This is a genomic window from Rhizobium sp. NLR8a, assembly GCF_019685235.1.
GTDB lineage: Bacteria > Pseudomonadota > Alphaproteobacteria > Rhizobiales > Rhizobiaceae > Rhizobium.
Genome location: NZ_JABDWI010000003.1, coordinates 26,235 through 43,156, shown reverse-complemented (window position 1 = coordinate 43,156; position 16,922 = coordinate 26,235). Strand labels below are relative to the sequence as shown.

The 16,922-nt window shown below is 62.1% G+C and carries 19 protein-coding genes and 1 pseudogene; 13 read left to right on the top strand and 7 right to left on the bottom strand.

The genetic code is table 11. The features are described 5' to 3' along the window. Positions 1-70: 70 nt before the first annotated feature. Both HJC04_RS05910 and HJC04_RS05905 read left to right on the top strand, forming a co-directional pair. The gene (locus HJC04_RS05910; protein WP_210630981.1) at positions 71-271 is read left to right on the top strand and encodes a hypothetical protein; all 201 of its coding nucleotides are present in this window, start codon (positions 71-73) and stop codon (positions 269-271) included. Positions 272-420: 149 nt separating this feature from the next. Beyond that, positions 421-849: a L,D-transpeptidase gene (locus HJC04_RS05905; RefSeq protein ID WP_210630982.1), complete on the top strand. Its 429-nt coding sequence runs from the start codon at positions 421-423 to the stop codon at positions 847-849. 42 nt (positions 850-891) lie between these two features. On the opposite strand, the gene HJC04_RS05900 is transcribed toward HJC04_RS05905, so the two are convergent. Then, positions 892-1,611, bottom strand: a complete 720-nt coding sequence (locus tag HJC04_RS05900) for a Crp/Fnr family transcriptional regulator (RefSeq protein WP_210630983.1) — start codon at positions 1,609-1,611, stop codon at positions 892-894. Positions 1,612-1,898: 287 nt separating this feature from the next. Here HJC04_RS05900 and HJC04_RS05895 point away from each other — a divergent pair, with 287 nt between their 5' ends. The 7 genes from HJC04_RS05895 (at position 1,899) to HJC04_RS05865 (ending at position 8,176) form a co-directional block, all read left to right on the top strand. Then, positions 1,899-2,177, top strand: coding sequence for an acyl carrier protein (locus HJC04_RS05895; protein ID WP_003540486.1), 279 nt, complete (start codon positions 1,899-1,901; stop codon positions 2,175-2,177). Between the two features lie 117 nt (positions 2,178-2,294). After that, positions 2,295-2,777 carry a 3-hydroxyacyl-ACP dehydratase FabZ family protein gene (locus tag HJC04_RS05890; protein ID WP_210630984.1) on the top strand — a complete coding sequence of 161 codons (483 nt, stop codon included), beginning with the start codon at positions 2,295-2,297 and terminating at the stop codon, positions 2,775-2,777. Beyond that, the gene (locus HJC04_RS05885) at positions 2,774-3,979 is read left to right on the top strand and encodes a beta-ketoacyl-ACP synthase (protein WP_221145271.1); all 1,206 of its coding nucleotides are present in this window, start codon (positions 2,774-2,776) and stop codon (positions 3,977-3,979) included. Before HJC04_RS05890 ends, HJC04_RS05885 begins: the two co-directional genes overlap by 4 nt. A gap of 10 nt (positions 3,980-3,989) precedes the next feature. Beyond that, a complete protein-coding gene (locus HJC04_RS05880; RefSeq protein ID WP_221145269.1) occupies positions 3,990-5,276 on the top strand; it encodes a beta-ketoacyl-ACP synthase in 1,287 nt (428 codons plus the stop codon). Between the two features lie 56 nt (positions 5,277-5,332). Further along, the gene (locus tag HJC04_RS05875) at positions 5,333-6,361 is read left to right on the top strand and encodes a zinc-binding dehydrogenase (RefSeq protein ID WP_210630987.1); all 1,029 of its coding nucleotides are present in this window, start codon (positions 5,333-5,335) and stop codon (positions 6,359-6,361) included. A gap of 6 nt (positions 6,362-6,367) precedes the next feature. Beyond that, positions 6,368-7,303, top strand: a complete 936-nt coding sequence (locus tag HJC04_RS05870) for a lipid A biosynthesis lauroyl acyltransferase (RefSeq protein WP_210630988.1) — start codon at positions 6,368-6,370, stop codon at positions 7,301-7,303. 180 nt (positions 7,304-7,483) lie between these two features. Then, positions 7,484-8,176: a PAS domain-containing protein gene (locus tag HJC04_RS05865; RefSeq protein WP_210630989.1), complete on the top strand. Its 693-nt coding sequence runs from the start codon at positions 7,484-7,486 to the stop codon at positions 8,174-8,176. A gap of 108 nt (positions 8,177-8,284) precedes the next feature. Here HJC04_RS05865 and HJC04_RS05860 read toward each other — a convergent pair whose 3' ends face one another. From HJC04_RS05860 to HJC04_RS05850, 3 genes are all read right to left on the bottom strand, one after another. Further along, positions 8,285-8,644: a VOC family protein gene (locus HJC04_RS05860; RefSeq protein ID WP_210630990.1), complete on the bottom strand. Its 360-nt coding sequence runs from the start codon at positions 8,642-8,644 to the stop codon at positions 8,285-8,287. Further along, the gene (locus HJC04_RS05855) at positions 8,645-9,043 is read right to left on the bottom strand and encodes an SRPBCC family protein (RefSeq protein WP_210630991.1); all 399 of its coding nucleotides are present in this window, start codon (positions 9,041-9,043) and stop codon (positions 8,645-8,647) included. Between the two features lie 69 nt (positions 9,044-9,112). Beyond that, complete coding sequence (locus HJC04_RS05850; RefSeq protein ID WP_221145267.1) at positions 9,113-9,904, bottom strand: helix-turn-helix domain-containing protein; 792 nt, start codon at positions 9,902-9,904, stop codon at positions 9,113-9,115. Between the two features lie 204 nt (positions 9,905-10,108). Here HJC04_RS05850 and gndA point away from each other — a divergent pair, with 204 nt between their 5' ends. The 4 genes and pseudogenes from gndA to HJC04_RS05830 all read left to right on the top strand — a co-directional run bounded on the left by gndA (position 10,109) and on the right by HJC04_RS05830 (position 13,482). Beyond that, complete coding sequence (gene gndA / locus HJC04_RS05845; protein WP_221145265.1) at positions 10,109-11,560, top strand: NADP-dependent phosphogluconate dehydrogenase; 1,452 nt, start codon at positions 10,109-10,111, stop codon at positions 11,558-11,560. 181 nt (positions 11,561-11,741) lie between these two features. Next, entirely contained in the window at positions 11,742-12,236 is a 495-nt protein-coding gene (locus tag HJC04_RS05840) for a GNAT family N-acetyltransferase (protein WP_221145263.1), read from the top strand. A gap of 23 nt (positions 12,237-12,259) precedes the next feature. Then, a pseudogene (locus HJC04_RS05835) lies at positions 12,260-12,766 on the top strand (GNAT family N-acetyltransferase). Between the two features lie 98 nt (positions 12,767-12,864). Then, positions 12,865-13,482: a trans-aconitate 2-methyltransferase gene (locus HJC04_RS05830; RefSeq protein WP_221145261.1), complete on the top strand. Its 618-nt coding sequence runs from the start codon at positions 12,865-12,867 to the stop codon at positions 13,480-13,482. Between the two features lie 11 nt (positions 13,483-13,493). On the opposite strand, the gene HJC04_RS05825 is transcribed toward HJC04_RS05830, so the two are convergent. From HJC04_RS05825 to HJC04_RS05815, 3 genes are all read right to left on the bottom strand, one after another. Beyond that, complete coding sequence (locus HJC04_RS05825) at positions 13,494-14,603, bottom strand: D-alanine--D-alanine ligase family protein (protein ID WP_221145656.1); 1,110 nt, start codon at positions 14,601-14,603, stop codon at positions 13,494-13,496. Continuing rightward, positions 14,603-15,217 carry a C39 family peptidase gene (locus HJC04_RS05820; protein WP_221145259.1) on the bottom strand — a complete coding sequence of 205 codons (615 nt, stop codon included), beginning with the start codon at positions 15,215-15,217 and terminating at the stop codon, positions 14,603-14,605. The genes HJC04_RS05825 and HJC04_RS05820 overlap by 1 nt, the downstream gene beginning before the upstream one ends. 536 nt (positions 15,218-15,753) lie before the next feature. Continuing rightward, the gene (locus HJC04_RS05815) at positions 15,754-16,797 is read right to left on the bottom strand and encodes a LacI family transcriptional regulator (protein WP_210630998.1); all 1,044 of its coding nucleotides are present in this window, start codon (positions 16,795-16,797) and stop codon (positions 15,754-15,756) included. Positions 16,798-16,922: the final 125 nt, after the last annotated feature.

Genomic DNA, 16,922 nt, shown 5'->3' with positions numbered 1-16,922 from the left:
CCCCGGTGGACAGTCACGCCGCAAACGTTTATGCGAAACGCCTCAAATCCATCAGACCGGAAGCAGAGCGATGACAGTTCAGGTTGAACTACCGTGCCCGAAGTGCAAAAGCACCAAAATGAAATTCGAGCGTCCCGAGATCCGGGAGACGGACATCATAAGCTGCGCGGCCTGCGGCCATAATCTCGGCACCATGGCCTCCATCCGCGAAAGGATGAACAAGGCCTATCAGCAACTCAAGCAGAGGCCGGCGGGGCGCAAGCTTCAGTGAGGGGAGCGGCCCTCCTGCGGCGCTTAAACCGGTCATTGCCCTGTTAGAATTGTGATTACCATTCGGGTTAAAGCTATGTAATCAAGTATCGTCGTAGTCTCTCTGTCGTGAGGGCGCAATCAAATGCGCGGGTGCGAAGAGGGATTATCATGAAGACGATTTTTGCCGCCGCGGCGGCAAGCTTATTACTGCAGTTTTCTCCGGCTGCGGCTGAGGCAGCAGCGCTGGTTGCCAATATCAGCATCGGCAAGCAGACGATGACCGTCACCGAGAACGGCTTCGTCAAATATCGCTGGAAGGTTTCCACCGCGCGCAATGGTTATGTCACGCCCACCGGCTCCTGGAACGCCAAATGGCTGTCGCGCGATCATCGCTCGCGCAAGTACGACAATGCGCCGATGCCTTACGCCGTATTTTTCAACGGCGGTTACGCCGTTCACGCCACCTTCGATCTGAAGCGTCTCGGCACACCGGCCTCGCATGGCTGCGTTCGCCTGCATCCTGACAATGCGGCCGAGTTCTTCTCATTGACGCGGCAGGCGGGTCTTGCCAATACCCGCGTCGTCATCACGCGCTGATCCCGGATCAGCGCCTGACTCCGAATGCGACGTCTGATCCTGTTACGCGCTGATTCTTTCCAGTTCATCCAGATCGGGAACGACGATATGTCTGGAGTTCTCGATCAGGATAACACCCCGCTTGCGCAGCCTGGTCATCTGCCGGCTGACGGTTTCGATCGTCAGCCCGAGAAAATCGGCGATCTCGGCGCGCGATAACGGCAGATCGAAGGCGGTGCTGATCGCGGTTTGCGGCTCGGCATGGGTCGCGATGAGGTGGAGCAGGCTTGCAACCTTCTCTTCCGCCGTGCGGCGGCCGAGCGTCAGCATCCATTCGCGCGCGGCGTCGAGCTCGTTGAGCGCCTGATCGTGCAGCCTGCGCTGCAGCTCCGGCGTCTCCGCGATCATGCGGTCGAGCAGGTTGCGCGGGAAGACACAAATTTCGGCGTCGGTTGCCGCCTCCGCCGACAGTGTGCTTTCGCGCACGAAGGGTCTGCCGACGAAATCGGGAGCGAACTGCAGGCCGACGATTTGCTGGCGTCCGTCCGGCATCATCTTGCAGAGCTTCACCACGCCGCGCATGATGTTCGAATAAAATGAACTTTCCGATCCTTGCGCAATGATCTCCGAGCCGGCCTCGATCTTGCGGCGCAGGGAGTGGCGGTTGAGCTCCTTCAACTGAGCGTTCGACAGGGCGCCGCAGACGACGCCGTGCCGCGCCTGACAGGAACGACATGCGACGGGCGTGCCTGTCTCGAAAATCTCGCTGCTGGCAACGTCCATCGTCGGGATCCTTCAAAAAGCCGGACATGTGAAACGCGATCGCAATTCCTTCCAGCGCGGCTTGATGATTATCAAATGCCAGCGCGCATAATTTGATTCAGATCAACGACCGGTGCGGATGTTGGACAGCCGCATCCTGTTTTCGGCGCCTGCACTCGCCGGTGTTCCATTGCTGTTTAGGCAACACCTTATTGTCAATTTGCCGTAACGCCCGGACGAAAGCATTGGCTTTTGAAAAGGATTTGCCTATGAGGGGGTTTAAATCGTCATTTCATGAGGTACAGCGCGTGACCGCTACATTCGATAAAGTTGCCGACATTATTGCAGAAACCAGCGAGATCGATCGCGCCACGATCACGCCGGAGAGCCATACAATCGACGACCTCGGTATCGACAGCCTCGATTTCCTCGACATCGTCTTTGCGATCGACAAGGAATTCGGCATCAAGATTCCGCTCGAAAAGTGGACGCAGGAGGTCAATGAAGGCAAGGTTTCTACGGAAGAATATTTCGTGCTGAAGAACCTCTGCGCCAAAATCGACGAGCTCAAAGCGGCCAAGGCCTGAGCGACACACCAGTCTTTTTTGAACGCCCTGCCGCCCTGAGTATGGCGGCCGGGCGGTTTCGTTCCTAATTAGGCGTCACCGGCGGGCGGATTTGGCCTGCCGGGCCGGAGGATCCGAATGCTGCTGGAATATTTCCAGATGATTGACCGCGTCGAAGCGGTGGACCTGAAGAAGGGGACGCTTGCGGCGCGTTCCGTCGTACCGGCCAAGAGCCCCGTCTTCGAGGGCCATTTTCCCGGTATGCCGCTCGTTCCCGGCGTGCTCCTGATCGAGACCATGGCGCAGGCTTCCGGCATGCTGGTGCTTGCCGTGACCGACTTTGCCGCCATGCCCTTCCTGATGTCGGTCGACGGTGCCAAGATGCGCACCTTCGTCGAGCCGGAAGCCGTGCTCGATATCGAGGCGGTGCTGGAGCATGACGGGTCGGGTTTCGCGGTCACCAAGGCCAAGATCACCAGCGGCGGCAAGAAGGTCTGCGATGCGCAGCTGAAACTGCGCACCATGCCCTTCAGCGAAGTTCCGCTCGGCGATATCGTTAAAAAACGCGCCGGCGAGGTCGGGCTTCTCAAAGCGATCGCAGCGCAGGGAGTGGTTGGATGAGCAAGGCTGCAAACGACGTCGTCATTTCAGGCGTCGGCATCGTTACCTGTCAGGGCGTCGGCAAGGAGGCGCATATCGCGCTGCTTTCGGCGGAGAGCGCGCCGAAGGCGATCGTCGAGACAGAGAAATTCAAACCCTATCCGGTGCATCCGCTGCCTGAGATCGACTGGTCGCAGCAGATCCCCAAGCGCGGCGACCAGCGCCAGATGGAGAACTGGCAGCGCATCGGCGTCTTCGCCGCGGGTCTTGCGCTCGACGATGCCGGCTTCAAGGACAATATTGAGGCCTGCGGCACGATGGACATGATCGTGGCGGCCGGCGGCGGCGAGCGCGACATCAACGTCGACACGCTGATCGTCGACGAGGGCTTGAAGCGCAACGACCGCGAACTGCTGCTCAATGAGAAGCTGACGACGGAACTCAGGCCGACGCTATTCCTGGCGCAGCTTTCCAATCTGCTTGCCGGCAATATTTCCATCGTTCACAAGGTCACCGGCTCCTCGCGGACCTTCATGGGCGAAGAAGCGTCGGGCGTTTCCGCCGTCGAGACGGCGTTCTGGCGCATTCGCTCCGGCGAATCCACCCATGCGCTGGTTGGCGGCGCCTTTGCTGCCGAGCGCCCGGATATGATCCTGCTTACCGAAGCGATCGGCGCGCACACGCGCGGCGAATGGGCGCCACTCTGGTCGCGCTCCGGCCTCGAGGGCGGCGGCATGATCACCGGTTCCGCCGGCGCCTTCCTGGTGCTGGAATCGCGCAAGCATGCGCAAGAACGCGGCGCGCATATTTATGCGACGATCAGCGCCGTTGAGGGCGATCGCGGCAATCGCGCTGCCGGCAATTTCGAAGTGCGGATGGAACGGCTGCTGAAGCCTGCCGCCGAGCTGCCGGCAGAGAGCATGGCGATCTTCTCCGGTTCGACCGGCATGCACGAGATCGCCGCCCGCGAAAAGGCGGTGCTGGAACATCAGCTTCCGGGTGCGGCGATCCGCGGCTTCGGCGGCGTTACCGGTCACACGATCGAGGCGCAATTCCCGCTGGGGCTGGCGCTCGCAGCCCTGGCCATCGATGCCAACGCAAAGGTTCCACCCTTCGACGCTGCCCATGAAGCGCCGATGAAGGCGGGCACCAAGGCGGCCGTCGTAACGACGGTCGGACACCAGCGCGGCGAGGGCGTCGCCGTTCTTTCCGCAGAGGCGTGAGGAGAGAGATATGACAGCTTCCGCTTACAGGGATCACCTCGGTCGGCCGATCGTCGCAGTGACCGGCATGGGCATCATCACTTCGCTCGGCCAGGGGCTGAAGGACAATTGGGCAGCTCTTTCCTCCGGCACCTCGGGCATCCATGCGATCAATCGCTTTCCCACAGAGGGTCTCTCGACACGGATTGCCGGCACTGTCGATTTCATAGACATTCCGGTGCCGAATGCCGTCGAGCGTTCCTATGCCTTTGCGCGCGAGACGACCATCGAGGCACTAGCCGATGCCGGTCTATCAGGCGATTTCAACGGCCCGCTGTTCCTTGCCGCGCCGCCGATCGAACCCGAATGGAGCGCCCGTTTCGAACTTGCAGACCGCTCGCCGGCCGCCGATCATCCGGGCGATGCCTATGAGCGCTTCCTGACGGCGCTGCGCCAGCGCCCGGACCCGGCCTTCCACGAGGCGGCCTTGTTCGGCGCGATTTCCGAGCGCCTTGCCGACCGGTTCGGCACGCGCGGCCTTCCCGTGACCTTGTCGACGGCCTGCGCCTCCGGTGTCACTGCGATTCAGCTCGGCATCGAGGCGATCCGCCAGGGCCGTACCGATCGCGCACTGACGGTTGCGACCGACGGGTCGCTCAGCGCCGAGGCGCTGATCCGCTTTTCGCTTCTGTCGGCTCTTTCGACGCAAAACGATCCGCCGACCAAGGCCTCCAAGCCGTTCAGCAAGGATCGCGACGGCTTCGTCATCGCCGAGGGTGCGGCGACGCTGGTGCTGGAATCGCTGGAAGCGGCGGTCGCCCGCGGCGCCAAGGTGCTCGGCATCATGAAGGGCGCCGGCGACAAGGCCGACAGCTTCCACCGCACCCGGTCTTCGCCCGACGGCGGTCCGGCGATCGCGACGATCCGCGCGGCCCTTGCCGACGCAGGCATCGACGAGAGCGGCATCGGCTACATCAATGCGCACGGCACCTCGACACCCGAGAACGACAAGATGGAATATGGCGCCATGTCGGCCGTCTTTGGCGAACGGCTCGTCGCCATTCCGGTGTCGTCGAACAAATCGATGATCGGCCATACGCTGACGGCGGCGGGCGCGGTCGAGGCGGTGTTCTCGCTGCAGACGATGCTGACGGGCACGCTGCCGCCAACGATCAACTACGCCAATCCCGACCCGTCGATCGTGCTCGATGTCGTGCCGAACAGGAAGCGGGAGGCCCAGGTTTCGGCCGTGCTTTCAAACTCCTTCGGCTTCGGCGGGCAGAATGCCAGCCTTGTCATGGCGCTCGAACCGGCTTAAGCGGTTCCCGACAATTTCAAGACGAGACGAACGCCTCCGAGGCGAGGGAATTTGCCATGCGCGCTTTGCAACTGATCGACGACCGCAAGCTTGAGATCACCGACCTGCCGGAACCGGAGGCACCTGCCGCCGGCGAGGTGACGCTGCGCGTCAAGGCGGTGGCGCTGAACCATATCGACGTCTGGGGCTGGCGCGGCATGGCTTTCGCCAAGCGCAAGATGCCGCTCGTCATCGGCGCGGAAGCCTCCGGCGTCATCGAAGCGATCGGTCCCGGGGTCGCCAATGTGCTGCCGGGCCAGCTGGTTTCGATCTATGGCGCGCGCACCTGCGGCCTCTGCCGGCCCTGCCGCGAAGGCCGAGACAATCTCTGCGAGCATGTTTCCGGCGTGCATGGTTTCCATCTCGATGGTTTCGCGCAGGAGAAGGTGAACCTGCCGGCGCGTCTGCTCGTTCCCGCACCTCCCGGTGTGGATGCGATCGGCGCCGCACTCGCTCCCGTCACCTTCGGCACGGTCGAGCACATGCTGTTCGACAACGCCAAGCTCGAGCCCGGCGAAACGATCCTCGTCCATGCCGGCGGCTCCGGCATCGGCACGGCGGCAATTCAACTGGCCAAGAAGATCGGCTGTACCGTGATTACCACGGTCGGTTCCGATGACAAGATCGACAAGGCCAAAGCTCTCGGCGCCGATCACGTCATCAACTACCGCACCGACCGCTTCGAAGGCGTGGTGCGCAAGCTCACCAAGAAGAAGGGTGTGGACGTCGTCTTCGAACACGTCGGCAAAGACACCTGGGCGGGTTCGATGCTCTGCATGAAGCGCGGCGGGCGTCTCGTCACCTGCGGCTCGACCTCCGGCGTTTCCACAGAGATGAACCTGATGATGCTGTTCCAGCAGCAGCTGAAGCTCTTCGGCTCGTTCGGCTGCCGCATGGAGAACATGGCCGATGCAATGCAGAAGATGGGCCGCGGGCTCGTCCATCCGGTCATCGACACCGAAGTCGGCTTCGACGATATCGACCGGGCGCTGGAGCGGATGGAAAGCCGCCAGATCTTCGGCAAGATCATTCTGAAGATGGACTGACCTCACGTGAAGCTGTTCATTACCCGGGTCGTTCTGGCGCTCAGAAATTTCCAGCAATGGCTGGTGGCGCAGGCGATGTTCGGCTTCCTGAACGTGCTGAAGCTGTTTCCGGCCGATGGCGCGATTCGCTTCGCCGACCGGATGATGCGCCGCCTCGGCCGGCGGACCCGCCGCCATAAGCTGATGCTCGTCAATCTGCGCAACGCTTTCCCTGAGAAGAGCGAGGCCGAGATCGAAGAGATCGCGCTCGGCAGCTGGGGAAATATGGGTCGGCTCGCGGCCGAATACGTCTTTCTCGACCAGCTCTTCGACTACGACCCCGAACGGCCGGAGCCGGGCAGAGTGGAGGTGTCGGGCATCCCCATTTTCCTCGACCTGCGTGACAATCCGCGCCCCTTCATCGTCTTTACCGGCCATACTGCCAATTTCGAGCTGCTGCCGGTGGCGGGCGCGGCCTTCGGGCTCACAGTCACCGTGCTTTTCCGGCCGCCGAACAATCCCTATGTCGCAAAGAAGGTATTCGACTTCCGCAGCGCCCGCATGGGCAAGCTGGTGCCTTCGCATGCCGGCTCCTCCTTCGCGCTCGCACGCCAGTTGGAGGCGGGCCAGGGGGTGGGCGTGCTCGTCGACCAGAAATTCGGCAAGGGGCTGAAGGGCACCTTCTTCGGGCTAGACGTGAAGACCAATCCGCTGCTGCCGAAGCTGGTGCGCCAGTTCGATTGCGAGGTCTATCCGGCACGCTGCATCCGCCTGCCAGGTAATCGCTATCGGCTGGAAATCGAGCCGCGGCTGGAGATGCCGCGCGACGCTAAAGGTTATCTCGACCTGCCGGCGGCCGCCCAGCTACTCAACGACAAGGTGGAGAGCTGGGTGCGGGAATATCCGGAACAATGGCTCTGGTATCACGACCGCTGGCAGATCAAGAAGACGCTCGCGCCTTGAAAATCAAACCCTGATTTATCAGCGGTGAAAAGCGGCAGGTGCTCTCGGATTGAAACCGAGTAAACTTCATGTTAGCCGTCACCACCAAGGCGCGAATAACAGCCACCTTAGGGCGCATTTGGGAAAGTGCTGCCACACAATTTGGACACGCCACTTGGGACAATGGGAGTGGGAGGCGTCTTGCTGGAGCTTTTTCGAGCCTTTTCCTTGCGCTGCGCGCAAATAGAGGAAGCCATACGTCTGGGCGATGATCAACGCGTCATGTTGCTCGACCGTCACGTCGAGCCGCTGGTCGAGGCTATCCTGGCCTGCCGGGCGGCCAATCTGCTCGAGGTCTATATGCAGCTACAGTTCGTCAGCCATCTTGTCGCTCGGGACGCGGACGACAGCGCCAGCGTCAGAGAACATGCGGCGGTGCTTTCCCATCTGCTCGACTGCTATTTCGGCACGCATGCGCCGGACTGGCGGGTGCCTTCGCCGCAGGATGTGCGCATCGAGCCGCCGGCAGCCTATGTGCCCGACACCGACAACGGCCAATTCCTCAACGCGGCGATCCTCGAAAGCCTGCCGGGCCGTGTCGCGGTGCTGACCAGGGACTACCGCTACCTCTATTCCAACGCGGCCAACAGCGTCCATCTCGACAGGAAGCCAATGGAACTGATCGGGCGTCACCTTTCCGAATTCATCGGCGAGGAGCGCTTCGCCGAATGCGCCAAGCACAGGCTGGACGCGTGTTTTGCCGGCGAGGAGATCGACTACACCTATGAGCGCCAGGCTGGCGGCGGCGCATCGCGGCAGATACGCTGTCGCATGTCGCCGCTGCGCGACGCGGGCGCGACGGTGATCGGCGCTCTGATCGTGATGGATCGGTAGTTTAGAGCAATTCTGTTTTTCTTCGAATCACGGAATTGTTCTATCGCTTGGTTTTCACGCAATTCCGGACGCAAAACCGCTGCACACTGTTGCTGGAATTGCTCTAACTTACGCCGTCGCCCAGACGGCGAGCTCGTAGCCGTCGCGGTCGAGGAAATGAAAGCGGCGGCCGCCGGGGAAATCGGTGATCGGCCGGCAGATCGTGCCGCCGGCGCGTTCGACCGAGGTCAGCACCTCTTCCAGATCCCTGGCGTAGACAACGACCAGCGGGCCGCCCGGCCGAACGGGGCCGAAATCGGTGAAGCCGCCCTTCAGCCGGCCATCATCAAATTCGCAGTAATTCGGGCCGTAATCGGTGAAGCGCCAGCCGAAGGCCGAGCCGTAAAAGGCTTTGGCGGCGGCGATGTCGGAGACGTTGAATTCGACATAATCGATGCGGCGATCGTTGTGTTCGGAGTTTTGAGCCATCTATCTCTCCATCAGGGCTTTCAGCATGACGAGATCCTTCTCGATATGCGCGGCATCGGCGGCAAATTGCGCGTCTGTCATGCCGGGCAGGCGCAGCAGCGTGAACATGACCTCGCAGCCATCGCCGTTCGGGACGATGCGCAGGGCATTATAAACCCTGAGTCCGGATTCGATCGTCACCGTATGGTCGATCACGCCGAATTCATTGGCGGGAACCAAGCTCACCTTGATGACGCCGAGGGGACCGTGGGCGATCCAGTCGGCGCCGTCGGGCTCGAAGCCGGTGGCAAGCCCGGAGGCCCAGAGCGGCATGTTTTCCGGCTTGCCGGCGAAGTCGTAGACATCCCGCCAGTCGCGCTCGATCGACTGGTGGATGATTTTTGCAGGCATTGTCGCCATGGTGCAGGTCCTTGTATTTTGGTTTCCCTGAAATAATAAGGCCGGCTGGCGGTGTCTTGAACAAAACGGTCAGCCCGACCTTTTCCGCCCGCCGAGTTGGTCGAGGATGATCGCGGGGGTCAGCGTCGAGAGTTCTTGGACCTCGCGGGTCATATGGGCCTGGTCGGCAAAGCCTGCTTCCAGCGCGAGGCCGGCTAGTGGCGTCGCACCCGCCCTGCGGCAGAGGTCGAGGAAACGTTGGAACCGGCGGATGCGTTCCAGAGTCTTGGCGCCATAGCCGAAATGATGGTGGCAGCGGCGGCGCAGCTGCCTTTCGCTTATGCCGAGCCGGTCCGGCAGGCCGGAGACCGGGCGGTTGCTGTCGGCGGCGGCGAAGATCATGGCGGCGTCGCGGGCGGGCTCCTCCTCGTCGCGCGTGGCCTCTTCAAGCAGACGGCCGAACAGCGTCGCGGCGGCCTCGGGTTCCGGGCAATCTTGCAGCCGCGCCTCGAAGTCGCTCGTGTCCTTCCGGCCGATGTCGGTAAGCGGCACCGAGAGGCCGACCAGCGCCGAGAGCGGCGTCTTCAGCCAGGATGCTGCGGCGCCCGGAGCAAAGCGCGCGCCGATAACGGTCGCGTCTGGCCTTATGACAGGGAAGGCTGCCGTCCTGGCGGGCCCGGCGACCTCAAGCCTTCCGTTAATCCAGAGGAGATCACAATAACCATCCGGCACGATCGCCACCCTCGCCGGCGGTCCATCGTTCAGCGTATGCGACCAGAGGCGGCTGAAATGGCGCCACAAGGCGGGCGGCGGCGCATATTCGCGGTAGCGGCCGGCGCGGGCCGCAAGCAGCGCCATGTCTTTTCGTCTTTTCGAAACCAAACGCTATCTCCCGAGGTCCGCATGATAACATGAGATAGGGCGGCACGGGCGATCGCGAAAATTTGCGGCTTCCGGATCGGCCGCAGATGAGAGGTTGTCGGACAAGTCAGGCGATCAAAGCCGCATTTCGTTGGCTTTTGCGAACCGATTAGACCCTCGCGAGACTTGCCGTTTGAGCGAGACAGTGCCACAACACCGGTCCAAATGACACATCGGAGGTTTGTCGTGGAAAAGGCAGAAATCGGACTGATCGGCCTTGCGGTCATGGGTTCCAACCTGGCGCTCAACATCGCGGAGAAAGGCAATAAAATCGCGGTCTTCAACCGCACGCCCGAGAAAACCGATGAATTCTATGAAAGCGCCGGCGATCTGAAGAAGCAGATCGTTCCCTGCAAGACCATCGAAGAGTTCGTCGATGCGATCCGGCCGCCGCGTCCGATCATCATCATGATCAAGGCCGGCGACGCCGTCGATCAGCAGATGGAGGCGCTGCGCCCGCATCTCACTAAGGGCGACATCATGATCGATGCCGGCAACGCCAATTTCCGCGACACCGTCGCCCGCTTCGAGCGCCTCAAGGATACGGAGCTGACCTTCATCGGCATGGGGGTTTCCGGCGGCGAAGAAGGTGCGCGCCACGGCCCGTCGATCATGGTCGGCGGCACGGAAGAATCCTGGAAGCGTGTCGAGAAGGTGCTGACGTCGATTGCCGCCCGTTACAATGACGAGCCCTGCGTCGCCTGGCTCGGCAATGACGGCGCCGGCCATTTCGTCAAGACCATCCATAACGGCATCGAATATGCCGACATGCAGATGATCGCCGAAATCTACGGCATCCTGCGCGACGGTCTCGGCAAGAGCGCCTCCGAAATCTCCGGCATCTTCGGCGAATGGAACAAGGGCCGGCTGAACTCCTACCTGATCGAGATCTCCGAGAAGGTGCTTGCGGCGACCGATCCGGTTTCCGGCGGGCCGATGGTCGACATGATCCTCGACAAGGCAGGCCAGAAGGGCACCGGCAAGTGGTCGGCGATCGAGGCGCAGAACATGGGCATTCCGGCAACGGCGATCGAAGCCGCGGTCGCCGCTCGTAGCCTCTCCTCAATGAAGTCGCAGCGCGAAGCCGCCGAAAAGATCTTCGGCACGCAGGCCGTCTCCTTCCCGATCGCCTACGGCCCCGAGCTCAACAAGGATCTGGAACTGGCGCTGTTTGCCGCCAAGATCGGCGCCTATGCGCAGGGATTCGCCGTGATGGCGGAAGCTTCCAAGGAGTTCAACTGGTCGCTGCCGATGCCTGTTATCGCAAAGATCTGGCGCGCCGGATGCATCATCCGCTCACAGTTCCTCGACGAGATCACCAAGGCTTTTACCGATGCGCCCGATGCGGCGAACCTCATCGTCACGCCGGCCTTCTCGTCCATGGTCAAGGAATCGATCCCAGCGCTTCGCCGCGTCGTGACCGCCGCTCTCGCCGCCGGCCTTCCGGTGCCGGCGCTGACCTCCGCGCTCACCTATTTCGACGCCTACCGCCAGGGCCGGGGCACCGCCAACCTCATCCAAGCCCAGCGCGACTTCTTCGGCGCCCACGGCTTCGACCGCCTGGACGGCAAGGATTTCCACCACGGTCCCTGGGGCAGCGGTGCGGCGACCTTCTGAGGTTTGCGTAGAAGCAATCAGGAAGCCCGACCATCGTGCCGGGCTTTTTCGTTAGGTGCATGGCGCGCTGCGCCGGCCGACGTGGCGCCGTAGCGCAGCTCCCGGTGGGGTAGTATGACTTGCTGATTTTCGACTTTCCCTTCATAGCATCTGCGGAACATTGCTCCTGAGGATTGTAGGGATGCTAATCCGATATGAGACGCCCGCAGATATCGATGCGATCCACGATTTGACGTCGATCGCCTTTGCGGCCATGCCCTACAGCGAAGGTATTGAGGCGGAGATCATCCAGAGGCTTCGCGCGAGCGGCGATCTCACGATCTCGCTGGTCCTCGAGGAAAAAGGCGAGATCCTGGGGCATGTCGCGTTTTCGCCGGTGGCGATCAACGGTGCGCATCGCGGCTGGTTCGGACTGGGTCCGATATCAGTCAAGCCGGGGAGACAGCGGCAAGGCATCGGCAAGGCGCTGATTGCAAAGGGGCTCGCTTTGCTGGAGGAGATGGGCGCCAGCGGATGCGCGCTGATCGGCAATCCCGATGTCTATCGCGGCGCTGGTTTCAGCAGCGACGGGAAACTCAGCTATCATGATCTCGACAAGCGGCTCGTCCAGCGCATTGTCCTTCGCGGGCCGGCGCCGAGCGGCACGCTCCGGTTCGCTCCGGCGTTCGAAAACTAGATCTTCAGCAGAAAGGCAATGACATGTCCGGAATGGGCGCGATCACCCTCCGAACCGCACGCCTTAGGCTCCATATGCCTGAGATCGATGACTTCGCCGCCTATGCGCGGCTGATGGCTTCGCCGCGGTCCACCGGAATGGGCGGCCCTTCGACGCGCGCGCGGCATGGGGGATGTTCTGCACGACGTGGCTCTGTGGCGGCTTTTCGGGCACGGAGCGCTGATGATCGATCTCGTTGAAACCGGCGAATGTATCGGCCAGGTGGGGATCAACCACGGGCCACTCTTTCCGGAAAAGGAACCTGGATGGTTCGTTTATGGAGGGCATGAAGGCAGGGGCTATGCGACCGAGGCAGCCTTTGCGTTGCGCGGCTGGGCTTTTGAGACACCCAAGCTGCCGTCGCTTGTGAGCTATATCGCTCCCGGCAATGCGGCATCCGTGGCCGTTGCCGAGCGGCTGGGGCGCGTCTCAATCCCATAGCGCCCCGGAACGAGCCCAGCGATCTTGTTTACCGCCACATTCCTTCCTGAAGCGCGCATATGGTTGCGCGTGTGGGGCGGTTGGGGACGACGTCTCAATCCCTATATGTTGATGGATCAGGATCGGACGCTGCCAAAATGGATGTAGGATGACGAACGGCACACGTGAGCACTGGGACGAAGTCTATCGCACGAAGGCAGCCGACCGCGTCAGTTGGTATCAGCCGACGCCGGAACCTTCCCTCAAGGCGATTGATGCACTGCAGCTGCCGGCTACGGCTTCGCTGATCGATGTCGGCGGCGGCGCGTCGAGCCTCGTCGATCGTCTCATCGAACGCGGGTGGTCAGACCTTACCGTTCTCGATATCGCCGCACCGGCACTCGACGTCGCGAAGGTGCGGCTGGGCGACGACGCCATGCGGGTCACCTGGTTGGTGGCCGATGTCACCGTATGGAGATCCGGGCGCTACTACGACGTATGGCACGACCGCGCCGTCTTTCACTTTCTCACCGCGCCGGAGCAGCGGCTTGCCTATCGCCATGCGCTCGAAGCCGGCACGGCGCCGGGCAGCGTCGTGATCTTCGCGACTTTCGCGCCGGACGGGCCGGAACGGTGCAGCGGCTTGCCGGTCCAGCGTTACGACGCGGCCGCGCTGGAGGCGGAGTTCTCGACGGCCTTCACGCTGGAGCGCGACTGGCGCGAAGAGCACACGACCCCCGGCGGCGGCCGGCAGTCTTTCCAGTGGTGTATCTTTAGGCGGCGCTGAACGCTCTGCCTTCAGGCCGCGCGGCTGGCGCGCGCCATGCCGTGCGCCACGAGACGGTCGATGATCTCGGCATAGCTGACGCCGCTTGCCGCCATAGCCTTGGAATACATGCTGATATCGGTGAAGCCGGGAATGGTGTTGAGCTCATTGATAACGAAGCGCATGTCCGATGTCAGGAAGAAATCGACGCGCGCCATGCCGTCACAGCCGACGGCCCGGAAAGCCCTTGCGGCCGTGTCGCGCATGGCGGCCTCGATCTCCGCCGGCAGGTCGGCCGGGACTTTCAAGGCAGCGCCGTTCTCATCGATATATTTGGCGTTGTAATTGTAGAAGCCGTGGCTTTCCGCCGGCACGATCTCGCCCGGGCGGGAGACGAAGAGCTTGCCGTCGCTATCTTCCAGCACGCTGAATTCGATCTCGCGGCCGGCGACGAATTCCTCGGCAAGCAGGACGCTGTCATGACGGAAGGCCTGCTCGAGCGCTGCGGCGAATTCCTGGCTGGCATGGACCTTGGCGACGCCGACCGACGATCCCTGTCGTGCCGGTTTGATGAAGAGCGGCAGGCCGAGTTCGGCTTCGAGTGCGGAGAGTGAAGGGGCCGCACCCTCGTGGATCGTCACGGCGCGCGCCACCGGCAGGCCCGAGGCCCGCAGCAGACGCTTGGCGATATCCTTGTCGAGGGCTGCGGCTGAACCGAGGATGCCGCAGCCGGCGAGCGGCACGCGCGCCACTTCAGCTGCGCCCTGCACCGATCCGTCCTCACCATGAGGGCCGTGCAGCACGGGAAACAGGATGTCGATCCTTGGCAATTCATGCGGCGCGCCATGGGCTGACATGGCCAGCATGCGCCCGCGACCGCCCGGCACGAGGCAGATTTCCGTGCCTGACGAGGGTGTCGCCAGCCGGCCGTCCTCGAAGCTGCTCAGCAGCCATTGTCCCTCGCGGGTGACGAAGACGGGAAGGGCATCGTATTTCTCGGATTCCAGGGCAGCCATCACGTTGGTCGCCGAGAGGATGGAAACCTCGTGCTCGGCCGAACGGCCGCCGAAGAGCACGGCGATGCGCAGCCTGTTGGGGAAGGGGTCATGAAAGCCTCCGAAGCGATGGGATGTCGGAAAGATCAGGCCTCGACCGATATGCCGCGATTGGCAAAGAAACGATCGAAGACGGCAAGTGGCAGCGTGACATCGGCTTGGATTGCCGCGTCATGGCCGGACGGATTGTGGAAATGGATCGTCTCCTGCGAGGCTGATGTCACCAGCACGAGATGACCGCCCTTTGCCGGCGGCTCGCGCTCCGGCCAGCGGATGGCCGAATGCACCGAGGCTATGAAGAACCGGCGTTTCGACAGAAGTTCCGGGATGGCTGAAGTTTCGACGTTGGTCATTGCCTCGGCGCTGAGACCGAAACGCTCGGCGGCGAAACGGACGAACGGGGCGTAGATCAACCCCTTGATCGAGGCATCGATCTCGTTGACGACATAACCGCCATATCTAGTGCAGGCGCGGGCAAGCTCGAGAGTAGGATGGATCTCGCCGCGCGCGGCCAGGATCATCTTCAGGCAGGCCATGCCGCAGACATTCACCGCCCAGCGCGCATATTCTTCGATGGTCGCGGCTCCCGACTGGCGCCAGAGCGGATCCCTGAGCAGCGCCTGCGAACCCTCGGCAAGCACCGGCAGCGTCATGCCGGGCGTTTCCCATTGGCTGAAATAAGGCACGCTGCTCTGCTGCATCCTGTCGACATCTCCGCGGTACGTTTCGTGAGATGGCGGCCAATCTTGGCTTTTTTCGAGCCGATGCCCACTTGCGAATCCGAGGGTAGGGCTCGTTTTTCTTCGGGCCACTAAAATAAGGATGGGATGATAGCATATCCTCAATGGTGACGTGGAACAGCCGGTTCCGTCCGGCTATTGCGCGGGCACCCAAGAAAGCCTCATCCTGAGAGCCTGTGAATCTATGATTTTGCGATTTTTAGCTAGTTAAATCAATGACCTAATTCTCGCAAAACGGACGAAAATCCAAAAGATTCACAGACTCTGAGGCGCCCCGTAGGGTCCTCGAAGGACGGGGCGGGTGCTCGGCATGGCGGGAACATTGATAGAAGGAGGAGCGCTGCGGTGTGCCCTTCGAGGCTTCGGCATTCGGCCTGCGCGCCTTCAGGATGAGGGATGTTGGGGAATGCCGCGCTTAGGGATAGGGCGGGCGTTACATCATGTATGTTTTCGATGTTGGCATTGTTTCGCTAGTTGTCGTCCCGCTCGCCACTGCCCTATCTGTCACCCTCCGGCCAGATCGGCTGGCTGATGCTCTGGAGCAGTTCGGGTTCGACGCCGTCGATCCGGGCGATGACGGCCTTGGCCATTTCGCGCCCGGCCTGGCGCACGTCTTCCTGGACGGTGATGATTTCGGGACGGATCCAGTTGAGGATCGGCACCGACTGCTTGGAGACCATGTCGAGATCGCGGCCGAGCGCCTTGCCGGCGGCCTCGATGCCGGCATTGACGGCGATCGCGGCGCTGCCGGCCGAGCAGACGATCCCGTCAGGCGCGTTGGCCGAGCGCATCATCACTTCGATGATGTCGCGGATATCGGCGAGCGGCGCGTCGGTATTGACGCGCAGCGGCACTTCTTCGGCGCCGTAATCGTGCAGGCCGGTCTGGAAGCCGATGCGGATATGGGTGTAATAGGTGAGCTTGCTTGGCGGCTGCAGCAGGGCGATGCGGCGCCGACCTCGTTTGACGAGGCGTTCCACCGCCTGATGGGCGAAGGCCTCGTTGTCGAAATCGTGGAAGGGGTGGATGAGACCTGCATCGGTGCGCCCATGCGTGGCAAAGGGCATGCCGCGTTCGGACAAGAGCCGCACGCGCGGGTCGTCCGGCTCGATACGCGAGATGATGACGCCGTCGGCCGAGCCAGTCTCGAGGATATAGCGCACTGGCAGCATCGGATCCTTGCTGTGGGAATGCGGTGTCACGACGATATGATAAGGCGTGCCGGACAGCACTTCGGATATGCCGAAGACCATCTGGCTGGAGAAGCCCATGATCTCTTCATCGATGCTGAGGACGAGGGCGATAACGTTTGTCTTGCCGGTGCGCAGGCGCACACCCGCCCGGTTCGGCTGGTAGCCGAGCTGGCGGGCGACCATGCGCACCCGCTCCTTGGTTTCGGCACCGATATCCGGCGCGTCCTTCAGCGCACGCGATACCGTCGTCACGCCGAGGCCCGTCATGAAGGCGATCGTCTTCAACGTCGGGCGCTCGCGCGTCACCGCCGTCGATGTCGCCTGTCCGAAATTTCCCTTGTTTTCCATCCCTGTAGGCCGCCTTGCGCGAATTGGTCTCGCTTATAGAGGCTTTTTCAGGCGCCGTAAGCCCGCCGCCTGCCAAAATCGCGCCTCCCTGAAGAACTCAATCTGTAACGATACAGTAGAAATGT

Bases quoted from the DNA above. Each gene is read 5' to 3' on its own strand.
- HJC04_RS05890 (WP_210630984.1), top strand. From the start codon at position 2,295: ATGCTGCTGGAATATTTCCAGATGATTGACCGCGTCGAAGCGGTGGAC.
- HJC04_RS05905 (WP_210630982.1), top strand. From the start codon at position 421: ATGAAGACGATTTTTGCCGCCGCGGCGGCAAGCTTATTACTGCAGTTT.
- HJC04_RS05855 (WP_210630991.1), bottom strand. From the start codon at position 9,043: ATGGCGACAATGCCTGCAAAAATCATCCACCAGTCGATCGAGCGCGAC.
- HJC04_RS05900 (WP_210630983.1), bottom strand. From the start codon at position 1,611: ATGGACGTTGCCAGCAGCGAGATTTTCGAGACAGGCACGCCCGTCGCA.
- gndA (WP_221145265.1), top strand. From the start codon at position 10,109: ATGACACATCGGAGGTTTGTCGTGGAAAAGGCAGAAATCGGACTGATC.
- HJC04_RS05880 (WP_221145269.1), top strand. From the start codon at position 3,990: ATGACAGCTTCCGCTTACAGGGATCACCTCGGTCGGCCGATCGTCGCA.
- HJC04_RS05910 (WP_210630981.1), top strand. From the start codon at position 71: ATGACAGTTCAGGTTGAACTACCGTGCCCGAAGTGCAAAAGCACCAAA.
- HJC04_RS05820 (WP_221145259.1), bottom strand. From the start codon at position 15,217: ATGCAGCAGAGCAGCGTGCCTTATTTCAGCCAATGGGAAACGCCCGGC.
- HJC04_RS05875 (WP_210630987.1), top strand. From the start codon at position 5,333: ATGCGCGCTTTGCAACTGATCGACGACCGCAAGCTTGAGATCACCGAC.
- HJC04_RS05830 (WP_221145261.1), top strand. From the start codon at position 12,865: ATGACGAACGGCACACGTGAGCACTGGGACGAAGTCTATCGCACGAAG.
- HJC04_RS05885 (WP_221145271.1), top strand. From the start codon at position 2,774: ATGAGCAAGGCTGCAAACGACGTCGTCATTTCAGGCGTCGGCATCGTT.
- HJC04_RS05815 (WP_210630998.1), bottom strand. From the start codon at position 16,797: ATGGAAAACAAGGGAAATTTCGGACAGGCGACATCGACGGCGGTGACG.
- HJC04_RS05840 (WP_221145263.1), top strand. From the start codon at position 11,742: ATGCTAATCCGATATGAGACGCCCGCAGATATCGATGCGATCCACGAT.
- HJC04_RS05860 (WP_210630990.1), bottom strand. From the start codon at position 8,644: ATGGCTCAAAACTCCGAACACAACGATCGCCGCATCGATTATGTCGAA.